Annotated in this window: 22 protein-coding genes; 8 read left to right on the top strand and 14 right to left on the bottom strand. The window is 53.0% G+C overall.

The features are described from left to right. Positions 1-684: 684 nt before the first annotated feature. From V8F51_RS30850 to V8F51_RS30860, 3 genes are all read right to left on the bottom strand, one after another. Positions 685-1,437 (bottom strand): DNA-binding response regulator, encoded by a 753-nt coding sequence (locus V8F51_RS30850; protein ID WP_337104345.1) that lies wholly within the window; start codon positions 1,435-1,437, stop codon positions 685-687. A gap of 310 nt (positions 1,438-1,747) precedes the next feature. Continuing rightward, positions 1,748-2,305, bottom strand: coding sequence for an NUDIX hydrolase (locus V8F51_RS30855; protein ID WP_337104346.1), 558 nt, complete (start codon positions 2,303-2,305; stop codon positions 1,748-1,750). Positions 2,306-2,368: 63 nt separating this feature from the next. Further along, positions 2,369-3,349 carry an aldo/keto reductase gene (locus V8F51_RS30860; protein ID WP_337104347.1) on the bottom strand — a complete coding sequence of 327 codons (981 nt, stop codon included), beginning with the start codon at positions 3,347-3,349 and terminating at the stop codon, positions 2,369-2,371. Positions 3,350-3,573: 224 nt separating this feature from the next. Here V8F51_RS30860 and V8F51_RS30865 point away from each other — a divergent pair, with 224 nt between their 5' ends. Both V8F51_RS30865 and V8F51_RS30870 read left to right on the top strand, forming a co-directional pair. Further along, a complete protein-coding gene (locus V8F51_RS30865; RefSeq protein WP_337104348.1) occupies positions 3,574-6,966 on the top strand; it encodes a DEAD/DEAH box helicase in 3,393 nt (1,130 codons plus the stop codon). 66 nt (positions 6,967-7,032) lie between these two features. Next, positions 7,033-8,022: a lipoate--protein ligase gene (locus V8F51_RS30870; RefSeq protein WP_337104349.1), complete on the top strand. Its 990-nt coding sequence runs from the start codon at positions 7,033-7,035 to the stop codon at positions 8,020-8,022. Between the two features lie 56 nt (positions 8,023-8,078). Here the strand turns inward: V8F51_RS30870 and V8F51_RS30875 are convergent, their stop codons facing one another. Beyond that, on the bottom strand, positions 8,079-9,248 hold the full coding sequence (locus V8F51_RS30875; protein ID WP_337104350.1) for an MFS transporter: 1,170 nt from the start codon (positions 9,246-9,248) through the stop codon (positions 8,079-8,081). 176 nt (positions 9,249-9,424) lie between these two features. Here V8F51_RS30875 and V8F51_RS30880 point away from each other — a divergent pair, with 176 nt between their 5' ends. Both V8F51_RS30880 and V8F51_RS30885 read left to right on the top strand, forming a co-directional pair. Beyond that, on the top strand, positions 9,425-9,793 hold the full coding sequence (locus tag V8F51_RS30880) for a winged helix-turn-helix transcriptional regulator (protein WP_337104351.1): 369 nt from the start codon (positions 9,425-9,427) through the stop codon (positions 9,791-9,793). 185 nt (positions 9,794-9,978) lie between these two features. After that, positions 9,979-11,169, top strand: a complete 1,191-nt coding sequence (locus tag V8F51_RS30885; protein WP_337104352.1) for an oxalate decarboxylase family bicupin — start codon at positions 9,979-9,981, stop codon at positions 11,167-11,169. 123 nt (positions 11,170-11,292) lie between these two features. On the opposite strand, the gene V8F51_RS30890 is transcribed toward V8F51_RS30885, so the two are convergent. The 6 genes from V8F51_RS30890 to V8F51_RS30915 form a co-directional block, all read right to left on the bottom strand. After that, positions 11,293-12,060: a PIG-L family deacetylase gene (locus tag V8F51_RS30890; protein ID WP_337104353.1), complete on the bottom strand. Its 768-nt coding sequence runs from the start codon at positions 12,058-12,060 to the stop codon at positions 11,293-11,295. A 72-nt stretch (positions 12,061-12,132) separates the two neighbouring features. After that, positions 12,133-13,134: an ABC transporter ATP-binding protein gene (locus V8F51_RS30895; RefSeq protein ID WP_337104354.1), complete on the bottom strand. Its 1,002-nt coding sequence runs from the start codon at positions 13,132-13,134 to the stop codon at positions 12,133-12,135. Between the two features lie 41 nt (positions 13,135-13,175). Then, the gene (locus V8F51_RS30900; protein WP_337104355.1) at positions 13,176-13,958 is read right to left on the bottom strand and encodes an ABC transporter permease; all 783 of its coding nucleotides are present in this window, start codon (positions 13,956-13,958) and stop codon (positions 13,176-13,178) included. Next, positions 13,955-14,770 (bottom strand): ABC transporter permease, encoded by an 816-nt coding sequence (locus V8F51_RS30905; RefSeq protein ID WP_337104356.1) that lies wholly within the window; start codon positions 14,768-14,770, stop codon positions 13,955-13,957. The genes V8F51_RS30900 and V8F51_RS30905 overlap by 4 nt, the downstream gene beginning before the upstream one ends. Further along, a complete protein-coding gene (locus tag V8F51_RS30910; RefSeq protein WP_337104357.1) occupies positions 14,761-15,945 on the bottom strand; it encodes a serine hydrolase domain-containing protein in 1,185 nt (394 codons plus the stop codon). The genes V8F51_RS30905 and V8F51_RS30910 overlap by 10 nt, the downstream gene beginning before the upstream one ends. 29 nt (positions 15,946-15,974) lie before the next feature. After that, positions 15,975-17,156, bottom strand: a complete 1,182-nt coding sequence (locus tag V8F51_RS30915; RefSeq protein ID WP_337104358.1) for a serine hydrolase domain-containing protein — start codon at positions 17,154-17,156, stop codon at positions 15,975-15,977. Positions 17,157-17,329: 173 nt separating this feature from the next. Between V8F51_RS30915 and V8F51_RS30920 the strand changes: the two genes are divergently transcribed. Beyond that, on the top strand, positions 17,330-17,587 hold the full coding sequence (locus tag V8F51_RS30920; protein ID WP_337104359.1) for an ankyrin repeat domain-containing protein: 258 nt from the start codon (positions 17,330-17,332) through the stop codon (positions 17,585-17,587). Between the two features lie 20 nt (positions 17,588-17,607). On the opposite strand, the gene V8F51_RS30925 is transcribed toward V8F51_RS30920, so the two are convergent. Then, positions 17,608-18,165 (bottom strand): hypothetical protein, encoded by a 558-nt coding sequence (locus V8F51_RS30925; protein WP_337104360.1) that lies wholly within the window; start codon positions 18,163-18,165, stop codon positions 17,608-17,610. A gap of 13 nt (positions 18,166-18,178) precedes the next feature. Then, positions 18,179-18,361 carry a DUF3934 family protein gene (locus tag V8F51_RS30930; RefSeq protein WP_337104361.1) on the bottom strand — a complete coding sequence of 61 codons (183 nt, stop codon included), beginning with the start codon at positions 18,359-18,361 and terminating at the stop codon, positions 18,179-18,181. Positions 18,362-18,597: 236 nt separating this feature from the next. On the opposite strand from V8F51_RS30930, the gene V8F51_RS30935 reads away from it, so the two are divergent. Together V8F51_RS30935 and V8F51_RS30940 are read left to right on the top strand one after the other, a co-directional pair. Beyond that, positions 18,598-19,170 (top strand): TetR/AcrR family transcriptional regulator, encoded by a 573-nt coding sequence (locus V8F51_RS30935; RefSeq protein WP_337104362.1) that lies wholly within the window; start codon positions 18,598-18,600, stop codon positions 19,168-19,170. 100 nt (positions 19,171-19,270) lie between these two features. Further along, entirely contained in the window at positions 19,271-19,921 is a 651-nt protein-coding gene (locus tag V8F51_RS30940) for a DUF2306 domain-containing protein (protein WP_337104363.1), read from the top strand. 75 nt (positions 19,922-19,996) lie between these two features. On the opposite strand, the gene serS is transcribed toward V8F51_RS30940, so the two are convergent. Then, positions 19,997-21,274, bottom strand: coding sequence for a serine--tRNA ligase (gene serS, locus V8F51_RS30945; RefSeq protein WP_337104364.1), 1,278 nt, complete (start codon positions 21,272-21,274; stop codon positions 19,997-19,999). A gap of 14 nt (positions 21,275-21,288) precedes the next feature. Further along, positions 21,289-22,383: a 3-phosphoserine/phosphohydroxythreonine transaminase gene (serC, locus tag V8F51_RS30950; RefSeq protein ID WP_337104365.1), complete on the bottom strand. Its 1,095-nt coding sequence runs from the start codon at positions 22,381-22,383 to the stop codon at positions 21,289-21,291. 25 nt (positions 22,384-22,408) lie between these two features. On the opposite strand from serC, the gene V8F51_RS30955 reads away from it, so the two are divergent. Continuing rightward, on the top strand, positions 22,409-22,627 hold the full coding sequence (locus tag V8F51_RS30955) for a hypothetical protein (protein ID WP_337104366.1): 219 nt from the start codon (positions 22,409-22,411) through the stop codon (positions 22,625-22,627). The last annotated feature ends 200 nt before the right edge of the window (positions 22,628-22,827 follow it).

Raw genomic sequence — 22,827 nt, forward strand, 5'->3', positions numbered from 1 at the left:
CTCAAACACACCACAGTTTGTTGAATAGAGCTATATTCTAGCTCTATTCCGCTCAGCACCCCGTTCGTATGCCCACTTTCGCCGCTCTTCCTTGCAGATAGAGATACTTTCTATCTCTATCTGTCTCAAACACACCACAGTTTGTTGAATAGAGCTATATTCTAGCTCTATTCCGTTCAACACCCCCGCCGCATGCACACTTTCACCGCTCTCCCTTGCTAATAGAGATACTTTCTATCACTATCTGTCTCCAGCACACCCCAATTTGTTGAATAGAGCTGTTTTCTAGCTCTATTCCGTTCAACACCCCCGCCGCATGCTCACTTTCGCCGCTCTCCCTTGCAGATAGAGATACTTTCTATCTCTATCTGTCTCAAACACACATCGATTTGTGGAATAGAGATGTTTTCTAGCTCTATTCCATTCAGCAACCCCGCCGCATGCACACTTTCGCCGCTCTCCCTTGCCGATAGAGATACTTTCTATCTCTATCTGTCTCAAACACACCTCGACTTGTTGAATAGAGCTATATTCTAGCTCTATTCCGCTCAGCAGCACCACCGTATGCTCACTTTCGCCGCCAACCTTGGCCGATAGAGACACTTTCTATCTCTATCTGTCTCCAGCACACCCCAATTTGTTGAATAGAGCTGTTTTCTAGCTCTATTCCGCTCAGCAGCCCTATCACAACCGAAGCTTTACCGCCTTCTCCGTCAGGCGGTAAGCACGAATCCGCTGACTACCCGAGGCCGGTTCAATAAGATGTAGGTTTCTGAGTTGTTTCAGGTACTTTTGAATAGATGCGTGACACACACCTACCCTCAGCCTCGCCTCCTTCGGACCAAACACAAATCCTGGCCCCTGCTTGACCGCCCATCTGAGCAGTTCGCATGTGCTCGCAGGCAGATTTAGCTCTTCAACTGGCTGGCGCCCCACTCCGTAGAGCTTCCCTAGCAGTTGTTGAATGAATTGCTGGCATTGCCTGGGCTTATCAACAATGTCGTCGTAAGAGAATCGAATCACTTTCCACTCATCCAACACTAGCTGGTTCTGTCTGAATCGATCGTCTCCGAACGTTCTGCGCGACGCATGCCTTTGATGTGTGTTGTAGCCATCTATTTCGATTGAAACACGATAATCGCCGCGAATATAAGCAAAATCAAGAAATCGGCTGCCGTCCCGATAATCGTTCACCTCATATTCGGGATGGAGCTCGTCCAAGTTGCCAACAACCGGCCACCAAACGCTCTTAATAAAGGAATTCTCCCCATGGTCATTCCGTTCAACTAATCTACGTCTGCGCTCACTATTAACATCACGTCTCCCAATATGCAGCTCGATCCACTTGCTGTATGCCTGATCAACTGCAACTGCACTTGCACTTACATTTACTTTCCCGCCGCTATTCAACAGCCTCACACTCTCCACACGTTCCATCTTCTTCCACACTCCCTATTAGCTAGTTTACAAGCGTAAATCGCATCGCCGTCCTTGGCGGCATAAGCTTTTGTTTCGCGTTGAAATATAGGCAGCAGTATACGAGTGAAACTTATACTTTCCTATATTTTCAGAAAAAAACACCGTTCTTCCCGGACGTATAGTCCAAGGATGAACGGTGTGCTTCACCAGATGTATCTATGTCATTCTACTTTCTTCGCTAAAAAATATCGTTCATAGTCCCTATCATTATATATCATTGCAATAGCGCAGTCAGTAACGCAACTAGCCGAAACCTACACCAGCAACCTTAAGCCCGGAACAACCCATACCCGTTCAGAGGAACAATCGGGTTCGTATCCTGCAGTAATCCTTCCGAGCGCGCACCGTAAGCGACGTCAACGAGCCAGCGGGTGAAGCCTGCTACGTTCATCGTCTCCATCTCCTGCAAGGAGAAAAAGCCGGCCGCATCAACCTCCACGCCGTCCGGCGTCGGCTCCCCGCTTACATAGTCCATATCAAAAGCGATGTAAATGTTATGAATGCCCCGAGGCTGATCGCGAAGCGCGACTACGCTCTTCACAGCCGCTTCGACGCCGCATTCCTCCTGCACCTCCCGCCTAATGGTCTCCTCGATCGGTTCGAGCTGCTCGATATAGCCGCCCGGATTCGTCCAGTAGCCTTTGCCAGGCTCTTGCGCCCTGCGAACAAGAAGGAGCTTATCCTCCTTCATGACAAGCGCCCCGACGCCGATGCTGTAGTTGCCCCAATGCACGTAGCTGCAAGCCGTACACGCTCTTCTGACCGTGCCGTCAACATCTCGCGACTCCATTTTGCTTCCGCAAGTAATGCAAAAATTAACTTCCACCTCTGTCACCTCTATCCTCAAGTAAGTCTTCTCTTCCATCAGCTGTTACCGAGCAACCCGCCCTTAATTCTTAGGCAGTCGGTAGACAGCCAGCGGCTTGCCATTGCGGAACGGACTGCTGATCTCATCCAGCTCGTTCATAAGCCCCGCATCGAGCTGCAGCTCGGCGCTCAGCAGATTGTCCTCCAGCTGCTGCTCGCGCGTAGCGCCGACGATTACCGTCGAAACAGCTGGTCGGTTCATTAGCCAAGCGAGCGACATAATGCCTGGGCTGATGCCCGCCTGTTCGCCAAGCGCTGCGACTTGATCGCTAAGCGCAAGCGTCTGCTCGGTTATGAAGCGGCCGAAGCTCGGATCAGTCTGACCGCGCGACCCTTCGGGGGCCTTGTCCGCAGCACTATATTTCCCGGTCAATATCCCCCCTGCAAGCGGGAAATAAGGAATAATGCCGACGCCTTGATCCAGGCACATCGGAATCAGCTCCTTCTCCGGCGTCCGGTCTGCAAGCGAATAGCTCGTCTGTGTCGAGACGAACCGATTCAGGCCAAGCCGATCGCTGATGCCAAGCGCCTTCATCAGCTCCCATGCATAATAATTGGAAGCTCCAATATAACGAACCTTACCCGATCGAATCATATCCTCAAGCGCGCGCAGCGTTTCCTCTAGCGGCGTTTCCGGATCGAACGTATGTATTTGATACAGATCGACATAATCCGTCTTAAGCCGCTTCAAGCTTTGCTCCAGCTCCGTCTGCAAATGATACCTCGACGAACCTCGCTCATTGTCGCCAGGCCCCCTGACAAGTCCTGCTTTCGTCGCTAATACGACCTGCTGCCGCTTGCCCACAAGCGCCTCGCCAATTAGCCGCTCGGATTCAGTGCCGGCATAAATGTTAGCCGTATCGATAAAATTAATGCCCCGCTCTATTGCTAAGTCTATGATCCTCTTCGACGTATCGCCGTCGGCCCGCTTGCCGAAAGCGTTCGTGCCGAGGCCAAGCGCGGAAACCTTCAAGCCGCTGTTGCCCAATCTGCGATATTGCATAATTTGCACCGCTCCCTCTGTCTATGAAATACCTTTATTATACTGCAATCTGCGGACGATTCCACACTTGTCCTTGCGCGCACGTCTATGCCCGTCCCCTCTACCTAAAGAACTCCCCTCCATGATGTGTTAATATGAGAAAAACACCTATCGAAGTTCTTCGAGGATTCACTTCCCTATACTTTTCAAAATAAAAGCGAACACAAAGGACTGAACAAAAGGCTATGAGCTTTCGATTAACGAAGCGTATTATCAAATTATTATGCGGAGAGACAGCTTATGAGAGAGGCGAAGCCCTTCATCAGGGAGGAAGCGTGACGCTAACCCAGGAAGACGCCGCTGCCCCAGGCTTCACTCACAGCTACGAAGCTGTCGTTCATGGCAATAACCGCTATCATATAACCGTTCATATTGACGGCAACGGAGACGTTGACGCCGAATGCTCCTGTCTTGCCTTCTTTTCGTCCGATAAGCTGTGCAAGCATGTTGCAGCTGTGCTGCTGCATATCCACGAGCAGCACTTCGGCGATGACTCGCCGATCCATTCCTATTCCTATCTAGATGGGCAAGACAGCCGCCCCTCTTTCACCGACAGGGCCAATAGCCGTACCGCTCACGCTCGGCGTTCCTCCAACCCGCATGCCAAAGAAGAAGAGGATAGCCAGCGAATCGTAAGCGGCTTGCTAGGCTTATTCGGAGACAAGCCAGTCAGGCCGACCGGTGCCGGAGCGCTATTCGATTCCAGAACGCGGCTGGAGACGGAGTTCACCTTGAAGCTGCACGAATACGGCCAGCGCAAGCTGATGTTCGGCATTGAGCTGAAGGCTGGGCCTGCTCGTCGACCTTACATCGTTCAGCGAATCAGAGACTTTCTTCATTCCATAGAGCGCAGGAAGCCATACCCGTTCTCGAAACATTTCACCTATGATCCAGCCGTCCATAGCTTCCGTGCAGAGGATGATGCGGTGCTGCAGCTGCTTATCCGTATTTACCGGAATGAAGCTTTGATTCGGGAGACTGCACTCGGCTACTCCGGCAATAACCGCGTCGCGGGCGGAGACCGTATGCTGCTCCTGCCTCCCGCTTCTTGGGAAGAGCTGCTTCCGGTGCTTCGCCAAGCGGGAACAGCAAAGCTAGAGCAGGACGGCCGCCTCTACGAAGGCATTGCCGTCTCCGATGAAGCCATTCCGCTGCAGTTCCGCTTCGACCAAGCGGAAGCCACCTCAACCGATGCTGATAGCTGCCGTCTTGAGGTGCAAGGGATTGATCAGATCGCCGTTATGGCAGACTATGGGCTCGTCTTATCGGAGGGCAAGCTGCTGCAGACAACAGCGGACCTATGCAGCCGCTTGGCCGAGTTGAAGCTGATGCTCGATCAGACGGACAATCAGCATATTACGATTACGCCCTCGCAGATCGAGCCTTTCATGGAGAAGGTTATACCAGGCTTAATGAAGCTTGGCACGGTTCATATCTCCGAGGCGGTCTCCGAGCGAATCATGCAGGTCCCGCTTAAGGCTAAGCTCTATCTCGACCGCATCAAGGATCGGCTGCTGATCGGCATGGAATTCCATTACGGCCGCTTCGTCATTAACCCGCTGAACAGCGAATCGGCGAAGCGCGCTTCGGACCGCATTATTATGCGCGACGGCGAGCAGGAACGGCGCATTATGGCGCTTATGGAGCAAGAGAGCTTCGGCAAAACAGAAGGCGGCTTCTTCATCGACGACGAGGACGCGCAATACGATTTTCTATATCATATTGTTCCTGAGCTGGAGAAGCTTGCCGAGATTCATGCTACCGGCGCCGTCAAGCTTAGACTGTTCAACGAGCATCCCCCGCCTCGCGTACGAATAGATGTCGACGAGCGAACGGACTGGCTCGCCTTTACCTTCAATATTGACGGCATTCCTGAAAGTGAGATTAAAGGCATTCTCAAGTCGCTCAGCGAGAAACGCAAATATTACCGAATGCCGGGCGGCGGCCTCATACCGCTCGAAACCGAGCAGTTTCAAGAAATCATTAAGCTCATCAATGAGCTTGGTTTCGTAAGCGACGAGCTTCTCGGCAAATATGGAGCGCATCTGCGCGTACCGGCCGTTCGCGCCCTTCGCCTGCTTGACCGGCAGACGCGAGGCGATACGGTCAAGCTCGGCAAGTCGCTGCGTCAACTGCTCGACGACATGCGCAATCCGGACAATCTTGAATTTGCCGTTCCCGAGTCACTCGCACCCATCCTGCGGGACTATCAAATCTATGGCTACCAATGGATGCGTACCATCGCCCATTATCGATTCGGCGGCATCCTAGCTGACGATATGGGTCTTGGCAAAACGATCCAGAGCATCGCGTTCATCATTTCCATGCTGCCCGAAATCCGAAGCGAGGGGCTTCCGGCTATCGTCGTCTCACCGGCTTCGCTAACGTACAATTGGCTTAACGAGTTCCATCGTTTCGCTCCGGATGTGCGCGTCGTCATCGCCGACGGCACGAAGGAGGAGCGCAATGACATCGTCAGCCAGGCCGCAACCGCCGCGCAAACGGACGTCATCATTACGTCATACCCGCTGCTGCGCAGAGACATCCTGCACTATGCGGATCAAGCGTTCCATACGCTCATCCTAGATGAAGCGCAAGCGTTCAAGAACTACGCGACCCAGACGGCTGGGGCCGTCAAAGCGCTGCAAGCGCGGCATCGCTTCGCGCTGACGGGCACGCCCGTCGAGAACGGCTTGGAGGAGCTATGGTCGATATTCGACGCCGTATTTCCCGGGCTGTTCCCCGGCCGCCGGCAGTTCGGCGAGATGCAGCGCGAGACAATCGCAAAGCGCATCCGGCCCTTCCTCCTGCGCCGCTTGAAGCGCGACGTACTTGGCGAGCTGCCGGAGAAGATCGAAACGATTCAGACGTCCCAGCTGTTGCCGGAACAGAAGAAGCTCTACGTCGCCTACTTGGCCGAGCTGCGACAGGACACGGTGCAACATCTTAACAAGGACAGCTTCAATAAACATCGCATTCGCATCCTGGCAGGCATTACAAGGCTTCGCCAACTATGCGATCATCCCGCATTGTTCGTGGAGGGCTACCAAGGCAGCTCTGCCAAGCTGGAGCAATTGCTGGAGATCATCGAGGAATGCCGGAGCGCGGGCAAGCGGCTGCTCATCTTCTCGCAGTTCACCCAGATGCTTGGCATCATCAGGCGCGAGCTTGACTACCAAGGCATCTCCCACTTCTATCTCGACGGCAGCACACCCGCTGCCGAGCGCGTCGAGCTGTGCAGCAGGTTCAATGCCGGTGAGCGCGAGCTGTTCCTGCTCTCCCTTAAGGCTGGCGGGACCGGCCTCAACCTGACCGGCGCCGATACCGTCATTCTGTACGACCTATGGTGGAATCCGGCCGTCGAGCAGCAAGCGGCCGATCGCGCGCATCGGATCGGCCAGCGCAACGTCGTACAGATTATTCGCCTCGTGACGCAAGGCACGATTGAAGACAAGATGTACGATCTGCAGCAGCGCAAGCTGAACCTTATCGATGAAGTGGTGCAATCCGGCGGCGAAGAGACATTCACCTCCTTAACCGAGCAGGATGTGCGCGAGCTGCTCATGCTGGAAGGTTAGAGCGTTGAACGCCGCTTCGCTACGGAGTATAATGCGTGTAACCGCAACTAATGAAGGAGTGAGACGATGCGTTTCATAAGCAATAACAACATAACTGACCCAACGCTTAATCTGGCTTTGGAGGAATATATTCTTCGCTCGTTGCCTGACAACGACGATTATTTGCTTTTCTATATTAATGAGCCTTCGATCATCATCGGCAAAAATCAAAATACGGTCGAAGAGGTCAATGCCGAATATGTCGAGGCGAACAAGCTGCACGTCGTTCGGCGTTTATCGGGAGGCGGGGCCGTCTATCACGATCTCGGCAACCTTAATTTCAGCTTCATCATGAAGGATGACGGACAGTCGTTCCACAACTTCAAGAAATTCACGGAGCCCGTCGTCCGGGCGCTTCGCAAGCTTGGCGTTGATGCCGAGATGACGGGACGCAACGATCTGCAGGTCGGCGAGCGCAAAATCTCGGGCAACGCGCAGTTTTCCACCAAAGGCAAAATGTTCAGTCATGGCACGCTGCTATTCGATTCGGAGATGGAGAACGTCGTATCTGCGCTGAAGGCGAATGCCGAGAAATATGTGTCGAAATCGACAAAATCTATTCGCAGCCGCGTAGCGAACATTACGGAATTTCTTGCTGAGTCGATGACAATCGAGCAATTCCGTCAGCATATTCTGGCATCGATCTTCGAGGGTCAGAGCGAAATTCCGTTCTATGAGCTGACTGAGCAGGACTGGGCGAATGTGCAAAAATTAGCGGACGAGCGCTACCGCAGCTGGGAATGGAACTACGGACGCTCGCCTGCCTTCAACATGCGTCAGGCAAAGCGGATCGAAGGCGCCGGTACGTTCGACGTGCGCCTGCAGGTCGAGGAAGGCGTCATCATAGATGCAGCCATCTTCGGCGACTTCTTCGGCAGAGGCGACAGCAGCGAAGTCGCGCAACGCCTCATCGGCACGCGGTATGACGCGGCTTCGCTGAAGGAGCTCGTGAGCGGCATCGATCTGCCGTACTATTTCGGACCCGTCACCCAAGAGCAGTGGCTTGAGCTCCTCTAAGTGAAGATAATACAGAACAGCCCTGCTCCCATTCATGGCAGCAGGGCTGTTCTGTGTTATTGCGCAATCGGACGGACATGCTTCTTCCGCAGCGACAACGATAACGCCGCTGCAGAGAGCCCCAGCAATGCCGCTCCGCTTGCGAACCAAGGGTGGTAAAGCACGGTATCGGAAGCGTCCACGGCCGCTCCACCCACTCCAGCTCCAAGCGAAATGCCTAGATGGATGATGGACAAGTTGATGCTGAGCACGAAGTTCGAAGACTGCGGCGATTGCTGTATGAAATACATATTTAGCGCCGGCGCCGTCATAAAGACCGAGCTCATCCATAACGCCAGCAGCGCCAGCTCAACAATGAGAACGATCGTGAAGACTGGCACGAAGGCAAGCGACAGCGAAGTAATAATCAAGCTGCCCACGATCATTTGTCCTGCGCCCCATCTATCCGCTCCGTAACCCCCGATCCGCGAACCTATGGCGCCGAACACCCCAAGCATCAGCATGACTGCGCCAAGCGCCACATTGTTCATATGAAGAATATCCGTTAAGAAAGGCGCAATATACGTTAACAGCACCGCATGGCTTACGCATACCATAAGCGAGATGAGAAGCCCCGTGCTAATGGCAGGCTTGCGTAATACGGTTAGCTGCGACCGAAATGAAGCATTTGCATCCCCTTCGATTTGCGGCAGCATGCGTACCAGGATAAACAGAATGACCAGGCTAAGCGCACCAAGAACGATGAAGATCGACCTCCAGCCCCACCAATCGGCAATCGCTACCCCAAGAGGGACGCCAAGAGCCATTGCGGCACTGAAGCCGAAAGCAATCGTTCCGATAGCAGCGCCGATTCGCTTCGGGGGAACGAGCTTCGCTACCGAGCTGATAGCAACAACCGAGTACACCCCCGCACTGGCTCCAAGAATAATACGCGATACAATTAACGTCTCATAATTAAAGCTAAACAGCGCAATGAGACTGCCGAAGACAAATACGGCAATGGCTCCAGCCAGCACTTTTTTACGAGCCCAGCGTGCTGTTAAAGCAATAAGGATTGGCGTGCCAATCGCGAACGAAAGCGAGAAAGCCGTCACCAGCTGCCCCGCCAAGGCTAACGAAATATCCATATCGCTAGCGATCGTACTCACAACTCCAGATACGACAAGCTCAGCCGATCCAGCTAGAAACGCGCCTAGCGCGATCACGTAAACAATAAATCGGTTCATCGTTCCTTCACCCTTCCATCTCTACAAAATAATCGAATTTGCACTTGCATTTACTCGATTAATTGTCATTATAATAAGGTAACGATATTAATGTAAGAAGGCAAAGTATTTGGACATTGTCCTGTTAAATGGATCTACTTACTATAAGTAAGTGGCAAAGAAAGGATGATGCTTTTATGAGTGAGCAGACGGAGAATAGCGCGGAAGATGTTCAAGAACTGTCTTCCATTTGCGAAGTGTTGCAAATTCTTGGAGCAAAATGGTCTTTTCTCGTCATTGCCGAGCTCAATAAAGGACCGCAGAGATTCAAGCAGCTTCAACGAAACATAGTGGTCGTGAAGACGCAATCGCTTACGGACACGCTGCGCCATCTGGAGAAAACGGGTATCGTGAACCGCGAAGTATTTCCGACTGTGCCCGTAACCGTTGAATATTCTCTTACGGACAAAGGAAAAGACTTTCGTTATGCGCTTAATGAAATGGATATTTGGATGCAAAAATGGGGCAAAAAGAGCCTTACGGATGATGTTGCCACTAGCGGCTAACAGCCCTACAACCATACAAAAAAGCTGAGTCGGCCGTCGTTTGGCGCCATTCTCAGCTTTTTTCCATTCCTAACGTCAGCCCGATTAGAGCTTCAACATATGAACCAAGCCCTGGGCATACAGTTGTAAGTAGAAGCATTTCGATATGCGACACGGACCAGCTCGATAGAAAGGGGCTTCCACGAATGGATAAAGACGCAACCAAATACGGCAGTTTCTATGGCGATATTCCGCAGCCGATCAGAGGCAATGAAGGGGCAACGGACAACGGACCGCGCGATATTATGAGAGATCGGGAAAATCCAGATATGTTCGTTCCTCCGGCAACGGATGCCGGCTTAATACCGAACTTGAAGTTCTCGTTCTCGGATACGCATATGCAGTTGAACGAGGGAGGTTGGTCGCGGGAAATAACGGTGCGGGACCTGCCCATCGCTACTACGCTGGCAGGCGTGAACATGCGTCTCACCGCAGGAGGCGTGCGCGAGATGCATTGGCATCAGCAGGCGGAATGGGCGTATATGCTGCTCGGCAGCGCGCGCATCACATCCGTCGACGCACAAGGACGGAACTTTATCGCCGATGTCGAGGAAGGCGATCTATGGTATTTTCCCGCCGGATTGCCCCACTCCATACAAGGGCTCGCCGAAGGTTGCGAATTTCTGCTCGTCTTTGACGACGGCAGTTTCTCCGACCTTAACACGTTATCGATCTCCGACTGGTTCGCGCATACGCCGCCCGAGGTGCTGTCCGCGAACTTCGGCGTGCCGGTCAGTGACTTCAGCCGCATTCCAAGCGAACAAGTATATATTTATCAGACCGATGTACCAGGTCCTATTCAATCGGAAGCTATCGCATCGCCTTACGGCACCATTCCGCTCAGCTTCAAGCATCGGCTGCTGGCACAGCCGCCAATCAAGACGTCCGGCGGAAGTGTAAGGATCGTGGACTCGACCAATTTCCCGATTGCCAAAACGGTAGCGGCAGCGCTTGTGGAGATAAAGCCCGGCGGCATGCGCGAGCTTCACTGGCATCCGAATCAAGACGAGTGGCAATATTACTTGAGCGGGCAAGGCCGCATGACCGTATTCGCTGGCAACGGCGTCGCGCGCACGTTCAATTACCGAGCCGGCGACGTCGGATATGTGCCTTTTGCCTACGGCCACTATATCCAGAATACAGGCGAGCAGTCGTTATGGTTTCTCGAAATGTTCAAGAGCGACCGTTTCCTCGACATTTCACTGAATCAATGGATGGCGCTCACGCCTAAGCCGCTCGTCGAGAGCAACCTGAACGTCGATGAGGCTTTCACGGGCAAGCTGCATAAGGTTAAGTCGCCCGTCGTCCGCTTTCCTGGCTTCACCTATTATCCTTAAAGCGCGAGAATCGGCCAAAGGCCGCTCCTGCAATGCCGAAGGCTTCTCGCCTAAAGCATGCAGGAGCGGCCTTTTGCACAGCAGCACCACTCCGCTCCATTTGGTTATATTGTATGTAACCTTTCACAAAAACATATCGAATAACATATCCGAGCGGCTTGAATGCGATAGATCTGCAACTGTCCCTCCAGAAAAATTTTCGTAACACTCGTACCTCGATACCGTCTCCAGCATTTTCAAAGGCATTTTATAATAAAGACCTCGTTCATCCGGAAATTGACTTCTGTATATATCAAGCACAGTAAGCTTCATAAGATGTTCTTCCTTAGATAAGGCGACGATGGCGGATACCTCGTTGTCATCGATCGTAATTTGATCCATGATCGGCGGAGGAAGCTTCAACAACGTATGGGCCTGCGAGTAGCTTTTTGGAAACATCGTATTGAAATAGAGCTCGTATTCGTTCTTCGGCAGCGCCCCGAACGCCTGTACCGTCATCCGATGCATGCCGACATGGTCTGGATGACGATTGCCTCCGTCACTATTGAAAGTAATAATAACCGAGGAGCCAATGCTTAAAAGAATTGCTTCCAGCTCAGCAGCGGACTCTTCGAAATTCCAAGCTTCAGCCCTATTATCCGGCATGCCGAGATTGTAATAGCTGTCTATATTCAGGAGAAGGCAGGACACGCCGAATTCCTTCTGCCTGATCGTACTCAGCTCCTCGTCCCTAATGCCGCGAAAATACTGCCCTTTGATTCGTCCTGCCTCTCCTTGCGTGCCGCAAATCAGATGCGTACGGTATCCAAGATTTTTGGCTCGTATAAGCAAGCCTGCTGCCATAAATTCATCATCGGGATGGGCGATTACAGCAACTAAATGTTGTTGCATTAGAAGCACCTCCTGCATTCAATCTTCTAACGCAACGGTTATTCCAAATGTTACAAGCGCTATGAAAATATATTAGCCCGTCTGCTCTCCCGCAGCCGCCGGCCGCCCTTCGGTATACAGCTCCTTCATAATCGCCTCGATAGGAAGCGGCTCAATCGACATATCGATAATGCCGTACTTCTCATTGAATTGGCTTATAAAATCTTTCAAAGGCAGCAGTGCCGTGTCGACCTCGACCGAGATCTCCAGCGTCCCGATCCGCTCGACGATTGACAACCCGATCATGCTGACGCCCTCCACAGCCGTCTCTGTCGTCAGCCTAACGGCCTTCTTCTCGCCGAGCCTCGAGCGAAGTCCGCTGAGTGAGTCGTCGACGACGATCTCGCCATGGTTGATCACCATGACCCGCTCCGCTAGCAGCTCGACATCGCCCAGATCATGCGTCGTCAGTATGAACGTCACGCCTTGACGGTTCATACTGCGAATGAAGCCGCGAATATTCTCCTTCGCGATCATATCGAGGCCGATCGTCGGTTCGTCGAGAAAGACGAGCTCCGGGCGATGCAGCATCGCCATAATGAACTCGCATTTCATCCTCTCCCCGAGCGATAGCTGCCTGGTCGGCTTGCGCATGACGTCGCCAACCCCGAGCAGAGATACCAGCTCATCCAGTGTCTGCTTATATTCACGGTCGCCCACGCCGTAGATAGCCTTATTCATATAGAACGCATCCGCAGGGGGAATATCCCATAGCAGCTGAGACTTCTGCCCGAATACCGCTCCGATCTTGCCGACATACTGGCGGCGATGCTTCCAGGGGACAAGCCCGAGCGCCCTTACTTCGCCTGATGTGGGATGAAGAACGCCCGTCAGCATCTTCAGCGTCGTCGACTTCCCGGCGCCGTTCGGCCCGAGGAATGCCACCATCTCTCCCTGCTGTACGGTAAAGCTAAGATCGTTAACCGCCTTGATTTCCTTCATCGGACGGCGAATCAGATTTGCCGCCACCTCACGCAGCGTATGCCCGCGCTCATGAGTCATGTAGGTTTTCATTAGATTGCGAACTTCAATCATCGCTTGGTCTGACGCCCCTTCCTATTAACAGCTCCGCTTCATTAACCGCCCGCGCTTGTATAACCTTTCAGCATCCGGTTCCAGAACAGCCCCCCAAGCAGGAGAATGACCGCTGCGGGAACAATCGCCCATAACGTCGCCCAGCCGCTCCGCCCTAGTAGCGCCGTTGCCGGAACGAAAGCGATGAGTCCGACAGGCAGCACGTAGGTTAACAGATTCTGAACCGATTTGGAGTAGATCGTGCCCGGATACATGCCGAATCTCGTAACCGCGTCGAATATATCGAATACACGGCTGCTGCCAACCCATCTGAAGAGCATGCCCGACAAGAAGAGCGATACGGCGCATAGAATAGCGATTGACGACATGAACAGGAGCACGAATTGCAGCCACGCGAAGCCTGACGTAACCGAAAGGCCGCTAAGCGCGACCCCGAACAACACCGAGCCGCTGACTAGTCTCCCGAAGTCGTCCGGATCGAAGCCGGTAAGCATCGCCATCAGCATAACCGGCCGCGGCTTCAGCAGCAGCAAGTCGAACGTTCCTTCGCGCACCTGCGACAGCGTCGTTCCGACCATGCCGAAGAAGAAAGGAAACGCAATACCCTTGGCCAGTGCGAAGACGGCTTGAACGAGCAACGCTTCATGCAGTGTCCAGCCTGGGAATGAAGCGCCCGATTCGTAGATGAGTAGCGTCACGAACGGGACAACCAGATCGCCGATAATGAGCAGCAGCACGCTTAGCACAAAGTGGCTTCGATACGCCATCTGCTCTGCCAGCTTCGTACGGATGACGCTAGCTAGGCATAATCCTAACCCCTTCATACGCCTACCCCCGTAAATCGTCTTATTGCTGCGCCATATAGCGCAAGCGTTAATACGGCCATAACGGCAACTGCCGCAGCCTGTATGCCGACCGCTTGTCCGAGCGTCAGCTCTACGCCGGCCAGCTCGTAATGTCCGATATATACCTGCGTCGGCAAAAACGTAATGAACTGAAACGGCAGGTAGAATAACACTTTCTGCAGAAGTTCGGGAAAGAATGAGAGCGGGATGAACACACCCGCGCTTACATCCTTCAAGAGCAAAAATACGCGTCTTAACCCTTCAGCGCGAACGAGCCAAAAGGCGGTCAGCCCTACGCAATAGTTAACGAGAAAGTTCATCAGAAAGCTTAACAGAATCGATACAATCGCCCATCCCGGCGCAGCCGGCCTCATGTTCACGCCGAATGCGAAGATGAACAGGAGCATGACCGGCAGCACCTCGACGTATAGGGCAAGCGACCGATGACCGATCTTCTGTGCCAGCGCGAACAGCCAATGTGGCAGCGGCCGCAGGGCGAACGTAACGAACTTCCCGCTGCGCACAAGCATTTGCAAATTCCAATCCGCGAAATCAAAGGAAATATAATGAATAAGCGTGGCGACGCCGAAGTAAGAGAGCATTTGTTCATAGGTCAGACCGTTCAGCGTCTCGCGGCCGTCGTACATCGCTTGCCATATGAATACTTGCACGAGGAACAGGACCGGGCCGACGAGCAGCGAAGCCGCCATATGCGACCGGAACGCCGCCCACTCCTTGTAGGTAGCGAAGCCGATCGCGCGAATAACGGCCGATATGCGGCTTATAGCCATCCCGAACCGATGATGTTCTGCGTGCCGATGATCGACTCCGGACACCAATCGCTATTCGATGGAACAAAGAAGACGATGACGGCATTGTGTCTCGTATCGATCAGCAGCTTGCAGCGGCCGGCCCCCTCATGGCCGAACGAGCCCTCTGGGATCCACTCGCCCGGCCCGGTCAGCGAAGCGCCGATGCCGTATGTCATCGACTGGGCGTTGCCACCCCAGCAGAAGCCCTTGATTCCGCTGTCCAGCGTATTGTCAGTCAGCTTCTCCACCGACTTGCGGGACAGAATGCGTACGCCGTCCAGCATCCCGCCGTTCAGCAGCATTTGGCCGAACCGATGCAGATCGCCAAGCGTCGAATACAGTCCGCCTCCTGCCCGCGGCGGTCCATACTTCCGATCGTCCTTCTGCAGACGCGATATCTCAAATTCGTTAATGGCGCATACGTCTCCATGCAGCTCCTCCGGCACTTCAAAGAAGGTCCGGCTCATGCCAAGCGGCTTAGCGATCTGCTCCATAATATAGTCCTCATAGCGAATACCGCTAGCTCGAGTAATGATCTCCCCGAGTACGGCATACCCTGCGCTGGAATAGCTCCACTGCTCGCCAGGCAAGGCAAGCGGCTTGCCTGACAGGACGGCGCGAATCCAAGCCGACTTCCTCTGCTTCTCCAGTTCCTCCGGATCGGTCACCGCGAACGGCCCATCCGTTTCCGGCTGGAAGGCGAACAGCACATCCCAATAGCCCATCGCATATGGCTCCATGTAGTAACCTGGATCTGCCTGAATGCCTGACGTATGCGTAAGCAGATGCCAAATTTGAATTTTTTCGTACATCGGATGCTTGAACTCCTCGATCCATTCCGAAGCTGATTGGCGCAGGAAGAGCTTGCCCTGCTCGACGAGCTGGAATATGGCCGCAGCCGTGAACAGCTTCGTCACCGACGCGATGCGGCGTATCGAATCGTTCCTAAGCAGCGCTTCATCATTGTCATGCTTTAACCGTCCATACGCTTCCTCGGCGAACACCGCTCCATCCCTCGACAGCAAATAAGAGGCGCCATGCACCTTGCCGTCTGTAACCAATTGTTCGAAATGCCGATCCAGAACGCACTTCACTGCCGGGTCGAAGCTAGCCTCCTGAATATGAAGCCTGTTCAACTGTTCCGTTATTTCCATTGATACCCCTCCCTTGTGATCCATATCGATTAGAGCAGAGCTGACCAAGCGATCGCGCGCGGTAAAATAACGGATTCGTTCGTATAGCCTTTTGGGCTCGGTACGAAAAACACGAAGATGAGCTCCTCGGCAGGATCAACGAACAAGCCGCTGTGACCAAAGCCCTCATGGGAGTATGTGCCTTTGCTGCATAAGTCGTAATGCTCAAGCGACCAGCCAAGGCCGAACTTGTAATCGGTCTGCTTGCTGCCCCAGCCGTTATGCTGAACGCCGTGCAAATGATTCGACGTTTGCAGCTCGACCGCTCGCTTCGATACGATGCGGGTGCCGTCCAGTTCACCGCCGTTCAGCATCATTTGACCGAAGCGCCATAAGTCCGTCAAGTTTGAGAACAAGCCGTTGCCTGCTCTTGGCGGCGCATCGTCTTCTCTCTTGCGAGGGCGATAGAGATTGTCCGCTTCCCACTCGTTGGTACAGCAGACGTCGTCATAGTGCTCCTCCGGCACATCGAAGAATGATCGATCCATCCCAAGCGGAGCCAGTATCTCGTCATGAATGTATTGATCGTACGGCTTGCCCGATACGCGCGCGATAACCTCGCCAAGCAGGGCGAACGCGCTCGTCGAATAGATCCATTCCTTGCCGGGCATATTTTGCAGCGGTCCCGACAGCACCGCCCTGATCCAGCCGATATCGACGCCTTGCTCCTTCATCTCTCTTACTGCCCATTCAAACCATGGCAAGCTATACGGCTCCGTATAGAAGCCTGGATCTCCACGCAAGCCAGACGTGTGCGTGAGCAGGTGGAATATCGTAATTGATTTATGCTTATCGGTATTCATTTCCGGTAAAATACTGCCCACTGATTGTGTTAAGAACAGCAATCCGCGATCGATCAACTGATGAATCGCAACCGTTGTAACCGCTTTCGTGATGGAATAGACTTTACGAATGGATTCCGGCAGCAGATCGCACCCCGCCTCTTGGCCGCCTTGAGCTTCTTTGCCGTTTGCGCCGCGAAGCTTGCCCATTGAACGATGTGCGAACACCTTCCCCTTGCGGGCAAGCAAATAGCTCGCCGCCTGAATCGTTCCTTTTCCAATCAAATCCGCATAATGGTCGTCCAGTCTGCGAATCGCTTGCGAGTCAAACCCGACTTCCTTCGGACTCGCATTCGTCCATCCCTCATGAATCGTAACTGTATTTTGCATACTCGTTCTCCCTTCCGAAAGTGTTGCTCGGCCCGTTGCATGGCGGATCTGAGCAATATTGGGGATTCATGAAACTTGATTAACAAATTCCATTTTAAGGGAAGGACGGCAAGACTGTCTACGATTTTGTTGGTAAACTTTTACTATAGCCAATTGTACGAAACTGCGGATACATGATCGTCATTCAATTATTGCCGGATGGGAAAGCCGTTCCGAATGAAACGACGGATAACGGGACAACCGCGCTAATGAAAGCGGTAGAATGCGAGGAATATTGGGCAGTGCGCATGCTTCTTGAGGCTGGCGCCGATCCGCATGCCGTACATGGCGATGGTTGGACCACCGCCTTCACGGTTGCCGAGGAATGCAAGGATGAGCGAATCATGGAGCTGCTTCAACATACGGCTCCGGGTCAATACGCCAATCGTTGACCCTTTTATCTATAACTATCTCAATTTAGCAGCTCTTCGATCTGATCCAAGCTGTTCTTGGCTCTTAAATTGAGCGCACGCTTGTCTCTCAAATGAAACGTCTGCAACGAATGGCCTTCATCCACAATGAGAGGCTGCGATATAAGGTCTCTGAGCGTCCGATCCGTTGCTTTGCATGCGCTATGCAATAGATCGGGCGTTATTGTTTTTTTCATCAACTTGATGAGCTGAATCATTTTCTCCGCATAGACAAGCTTGACCAAGCTATCCGCGCCGGAGATATGCCGCGAGGCGAACGTCACTACCCGCTCCAATATCGCAGGAGAAGGGTAATATTTAGCCATCGCCTCCAGCTCGGTCACCGCTTCCCCGTTCATAATCGACAGCTGGCTGGCAAGCGAGTCAATTATATCTGCGTACCACTTCGCCTCTATCTCCACACTTATGCCATGCGCCTTATACGGTACTAATACACCCGCTTTGTGCATCGCTACGAGACTTCCTCTATATTGCTCGAACATTGCTTTTGCTTCTGCTTCTGCTTCAGCCGAAAGCGATGCTTGCGTATGGTCTTCCATGGAATCACCTGCTTTATTGCGGCTTCTTAGCCGCCGTCGTTTTCGCTGCTGCGTCTGAGCCTTTTGCATCTGCGCCTTTAGCGCCTTGCGGCTTGCCGAATATTTTTTTCGCAGCTTTCTTCTTGGCGCTGGCCTGCCAACGATTCCAGCCTTTCTTATCCGTGCCTCTACCTGTTCCGCCTTTTGCTTTTACCATGCTTGCTTCACCACTCCAACATCGTCATTATCGTTCCATTATTACTGTCGATCGCATCCATTATACCATTAATTCGCCTTGTAAACGGTTGTGGCTCATGAAACGTCCTGCAGGTCGATTTCTTAAATAGTGAAAACTAGAAAAAAATGGTTGATTTTTATTGAACAGTGGTTAATAATAGAGCTGCAACTTGCTTAATATGACAATAACGATTCACCCTATAAGGAGGGAAGCTGATGAGCCCTAGACCTACCGCAGCCAATGAACTGGGGCGTGATCAAATATTGGAGGCTGCCCGCGAGCGATTCATTGAATTCGGTTATCGCGCGGTATCGATGCGTGCGCTGGCGTTAAGCCTAGGCTGCAGTCACGGCGCGATCTACTATCACTTTAAAGACAAAGCCGAGCTATACGCACGGGTTGTAGAACAAGATTTTGACCGGCTTCGCGAAGTTCTGGAGCAAACGATTGCCGGGAAGACTCCAAGCATAACGCTGCTTCATGAAGTGCTGACCGGCTACATCAAGTTCGGCCTCGATCGTCCGCAATCGTATGAAATGATGTTCATGATGAACGATCCTGAGCTTGATTGCAATGTCGCCGCCGATCAGATGCGCTGCTTCAATCGTTTCTCCGAGACGGTGCAAGTGTGTATTGAGCGTGCTGGGGAAGAAGGCAACACTGCAGCATGGATGCTGTTTCTTGGACTTCACGGCTTCGTATCCCGTCACATTGCGATGAAACGCGCTTATGCCGATGTTTTATCGTCTGCCGAGCAATATGCAACCTTTCTTCTAGGCGGCATTTAGGCAGATCCAAGCTTGCCTTGCTGCGAGTTTTTTGTCGCCGCTGGGGTATAAGCTATGTCTTTAACTGACCATAGGTCAATTAATCCAAGGAGGGCTAGCAATGAAGAAGAAAAACAGTGTCGGTATCTGGATTACAGCCATTTTTGCCATTGGAGTCGCCATGTACGGGTTTGTTCTATACGGCGTGCTTGACGGCAGGGAAAGCGCGTTCGTTGACTCAAAAGACGGGATGGAGCTGAGCGATAGCTGGATGACATGGCTTACCGTGCATGCGATATCGGCGGCGATTGCCCTGTTGATCGGCTGGCTGCAGTTCGTTAAGCGGCTGCGCCTGAAGCATCTAAGTTTGCATCGGGCCATTGGCATGCTCTATACGCTTGCTATAGCGGTTGGCGGAGTAACAGGCCTCTACTTGTCGTTCTATGCATCTGGAGGTATCTCCGGCATGCTCGGTTTCGGTCTACTTGCGATCGTATGGCTCATCTCAACGGGCATTGGCGTAGCGGCCATTATCGTTCGCCGCGATCCTGCAGCGCATGGCAAATGGATGCTGAGGAGCTACGCACTTGCTTTCGCCGGCGTAACGCTTCGCGCTTATTTGCCGTTATCCATGGTTTTATTCGGGGAAGAAGTGTTTGATATTTATTATGCCGTGATCGCCTGGATCTGCTGGATTCCAAATCTGTTTGTAGCGGAATGGCTGATCCGCAGAAAGAAGCGTCCGACCGCGCGCAACACAGTGAGCGCTTAGGTAGCCACACACAAAAAGGCGTCCAGCATCGATCCTTCGATCGAAAAGGACGCCTTTCACCTGTGGAAGCAGCGGCTAGCCTTCTATATATTCCATGCCCTTCATATAAGGCCGCAGCGCTTTCGGAATGTAGATGCTGCCATCCTCGCGCTGATGATTTTCAAGCAGAGGAATTAATATTCTTGGCGTTGCCACAGCCGTATTGTTAAGCGTGTGACAATAACGAAGCTTGCCATCCGCCGCACGGTAACGAATGTTGGCGCGGCGAGCTTGGAAGTCGAGCAGGTTCGACGACGAATGCGTCTCCCCATACGCTTGCCTGCTCGGCATCCATGTCTCGATATCGTATTGTTTATGCGTCTTCTGCGACATATCGCCGATACATACGGCCACGACCCGGTAAGGGAGCTCCAGCAGTTGCAGAATTCGCTCCGCATTCGCAGTCATCTCTTGAAGCATACGCTCCGATAACGCCGCGTCATTCTCGCAGATAACGACCTGCTCGACCTTCGCGAACTGATGCACACGGTATAATCCGTGCACATCCCGTCCCGCCGAGCCAATCTCTTGGCGGAAGCAAGCCGACATTGCCGCTAATCTTATCGGATCGCCGGCATCCACAATCTCGTCGCTGAAGCCCGATATGAGACTTACCTCCGAGGTGCCGATGAGGTATTTATTGTCCTCCTCAAGGCGGAAGAGCTGCTCCTGTCCGAGCGGCAGGAACCCCGAATGACGGAACGACTCGCCCCGAGCCATCATCGGCACGTCCATTGGGGTGAAGCCGTCTGCTTCGAGCACATCCATCGCCAGACGTTGAACGGCGTGATGCAGATGGAAACCCGCTCCCTTCAACACATAGTTGCGGCTGCCCCCGATCTTAACGCCGCGCGCGATGTCGAGCATACCGAGATGCTCGGCCAGCTCCACATGATTTTTCGGCTCGAATTCGAATCTTGGAAGCTCGCCGTGCTTCCTAATCTCTACATTGTCTGCATCCGATGCCCCGTCCGGCGTATCGGGCGATACGAGATTGGGCACAAGCAGCAGCAGCCTCTCATGCTTGGTATTCAACTCACCAAGCTCGGCCTCTAGCTCCGTTAAAGCCGCATTCGTCTGCCTTACCTCCTGCTTCATCCTCTCTGCATTCTGCTGCTCGCCTTTCGACAGCTTCATGCCGATTTGCTCCGACAGTTCATTGCGCGTATGCCGCAGACCATCGATCGTTTGCTGCAATCCGCGTTTCTTATCATCAAGCTCGAGCAGCTCGGGAATGGAAACTTCGATGCCTTTCTTAGCGGCAATCTGCTCCAGCACCGTTTGCTTTTCGCGAATAAATGCCATGTTCAGCATGAGTAATCCCTCCCTTAACCGCGAGTCCGCTGAAAGTCTGTCATCAAGTCGGCAAGCGCTTCGCACGCCTCAAGCGATACGGCATTATAGATCGAAGCACGCAAGCCGCCGACGCTGCGATGTCCGGCCAATCCTTCGATGCCAAGATCCTCAGCCGCTGCAATCAACTGGCGTTCCAACGCCTCGTCCTTCATGCGCCAAGTAACGTTCATGCTCGAACGATAAGGCTGCTCGATGACGCCTTGATAGAAGCCGTCGCTTGCATCGATAACGCCGTAGAGCAGGGCAGCCTTCTCCTGACTTAGCCGCTCCATCGCCGCAACCCCGCCAAGGCGTTCGGTCCATTCCAATACGAGCTTCGTCATGTAGAGCGAATGAACCGGAGGCGTATTGTACAGCGAGTCGTTGTCCGCGTAAGTGCTGTACTTCATAATCGTCGGAATGCGATCCGAGCAGGCTGCAAGCAAGCTTTCATGAATCGCGGCTACCGTCACTCCCGCCGGTCCTAGATTTTTTTGCGCTCCCGCATAAAACATTGCGAATCGGCTGAAGTCGAGCTTACGGCTCATGATGTCGCTCGTCATATCGCCGATCAGCGGTACGCCGTTCGTGTCCGGAATATAGCCGAACTGCGAGCCTTCAATCGTATTGTTCGTCGTTATATGCACGTAAGCGGCATCCTCCCCTATCGACAGATTTGCGGTATCCGGCAGCAGACGCCATTTCGCCTCCTTGCTGCTCGCCGCCACGACCGCGTTGCCGACAGCGCGAGCCTCCGAATAGGCTTTATCCGAGAAACTGCCCGACAGTATATAATGCGCCGTCTGCCCCTCCTTCAGAAAGTTCATCGGGATGAGACCGAATTGCATGCTTGCTCCGCCGCCCATGAACAAGATCCGGTACGAATCCGGCAGCCCGATTAGCCGCTTGAAAAGCTCCTCCGTCTCCGCAACCATCCGCTCGACCGCCGGGCTGCGGTGCGACATCTCCATAATCGACATGCCTCCACCGCCGTAGGCAACGAATTGCTGCTGCGCCTCCTCCAATACTTCCAGCGGCAACGCCGCCGGTCCCGGGTTGAAATTGTAATTCCGCTTCATGTTCTTCATGTTGCACCGTCCGTTTCCTCGTTTTTTGGAAAACAAAAAGACGCCCTCGTCTTATTGGGACGAGGAGCGTCTGCTCGCGGTGCCACCCAACTTGACCGAAGCAGCGACAAGCGCCGTCTTCGATCCTCTTGGTTCCGCGGTAACGGGCGGGCCGGTTAACTTAGGACGTACCCCACTGCGGGATACTCTTGACGAGAACGCCTCCGAGTTGGAATCTCTTCATAGGCATGATCCGAATGTTTGATATTGCACACATTATATACACGCAGCGAAAGGAATGTCAACACAACTACTTAAATGGCTACACTACTATTGAAATGGCCTCACTAGTAGTGTCTATATTGGATAATCTCCAAGGCCCCCTAATTAAACTGGAGTCTCCCTATCCAAATAAATTAAAATAAGGACAAGGGAGATGATTCGGTATGGGTGGTAAGAGGTTGA

It is taken from the genome of Paenibacillus sp. YIM B09110 (assembly GCF_037167145.1).
Taxonomy (GTDB): Bacteria; Bacillota; Bacilli; order Paenibacillales; family Paenibacillaceae; genus Pristimantibacillus.

Bases quoted from the DNA above. Each gene is read 5' to 3' on its own strand.
- V8F51_RS30850 (WP_337104345.1), bottom strand. From the start codon at position 1,437: ATGGAACGTGTGGAGAGTGTGAGGCTGTTGAATAGCGGCGGGAAAGTA.
- V8F51_RS30860 (WP_337104347.1), bottom strand. From the start codon at position 3,349: ATGCAATATCGCAGATTGGGCAACAGCGGCTTGAAGGTTTCCGCGCTT.
- V8F51_RS30865 (WP_337104348.1), top strand. From the start codon at position 3,574: ATGAGCTTTCGATTAACGAAGCGTATTATCAAATTATTATGCGGAGAG.
- V8F51_RS30870 (WP_337104349.1), top strand. From the start codon at position 7,033: ATGCGTTTCATAAGCAATAACAACATAACTGACCCAACGCTTAATCTG.
- V8F51_RS30875 (WP_337104350.1), bottom strand. From the start codon at position 9,248: ATGAACCGATTTATTGTTTACGTGATCGCGCTAGGCGCGTTTCTAGCT.
- V8F51_RS30880 (WP_337104351.1), top strand. From the start codon at position 9,425: ATGAGTGAGCAGACGGAGAATAGCGCGGAAGATGTTCAAGAACTGTCT.
- V8F51_RS30885 (WP_337104352.1), top strand. From the start codon at position 9,979: ATGGATAAAGACGCAACCAAATACGGCAGTTTCTATGGCGATATTCCG.
- V8F51_RS30890 (WP_337104353.1), bottom strand. From the start codon at position 12,060: ATGCAACAACATTTAGTTGCTGTAATCGCCCATCCCGATGATGAATTT.
- V8F51_RS30895 (WP_337104354.1), bottom strand. From the start codon at position 13,134: ATGATTGAAGTTCGCAATCTAATGAAAACCTACATGACTCATGAGCGC.
- V8F51_RS30900 (WP_337104355.1), bottom strand. From the start codon at position 13,958: ATGAAGGGGTTAGGATTATGCCTAGCTAGCGTCATCCGTACGAAGCTG.
- V8F51_RS30905 (WP_337104356.1), bottom strand. From the start codon at position 14,770: ATGGCTATAAGCCGCATATCGGCCGTTATTCGCGCGATCGGCTTCGCT.
- V8F51_RS30910 (WP_337104357.1), bottom strand. From the start codon at position 15,945: ATGGAAATAACGGAACAGTTGAACAGGCTTCATATTCAGGAGGCTAGC.
- V8F51_RS30915 (WP_337104358.1), bottom strand. From the start codon at position 17,156: ATGCAAAATACAGTTACGATTCATGAGGGATGGACGAATGCGAGTCCG.
- V8F51_RS30920 (WP_337104359.1), top strand. From the start codon at position 17,330: ATGATCGTCATTCAATTATTGCCGGATGGGAAAGCCGTTCCGAATGAA.
- V8F51_RS30925 (WP_337104360.1), bottom strand. From the start codon at position 18,165: ATGGAAGACCATACGCAAGCATCGCTTTCGGCTGAAGCAGAAGCAGAA.
- V8F51_RS30930 (WP_337104361.1), bottom strand. From the start codon at position 18,361: ATGGTAAAAGCAAAAGGCGGAACAGGTAGAGGCACGGATAAGAAAGGC.
- V8F51_RS30935 (WP_337104362.1), top strand. From the start codon at position 18,598: ATGAGCCCTAGACCTACCGCAGCCAATGAACTGGGGCGTGATCAAATA.
- V8F51_RS30940 (WP_337104363.1), top strand. From the start codon at position 19,271: ATGAAGAAGAAAAACAGTGTCGGTATCTGGATTACAGCCATTTTTGCC.
- serS (WP_337104364.1), bottom strand. From the start codon at position 21,274: ATGCTGAACATGGCATTTATTCGCGAAAAGCAAACGGTGCTGGAGCAG.
- serC (WP_337104365.1), bottom strand. From the start codon at position 22,383: ATGAAGAACATGAAGCGGAATTACAATTTCAACCCGGGACCGGCGGCG.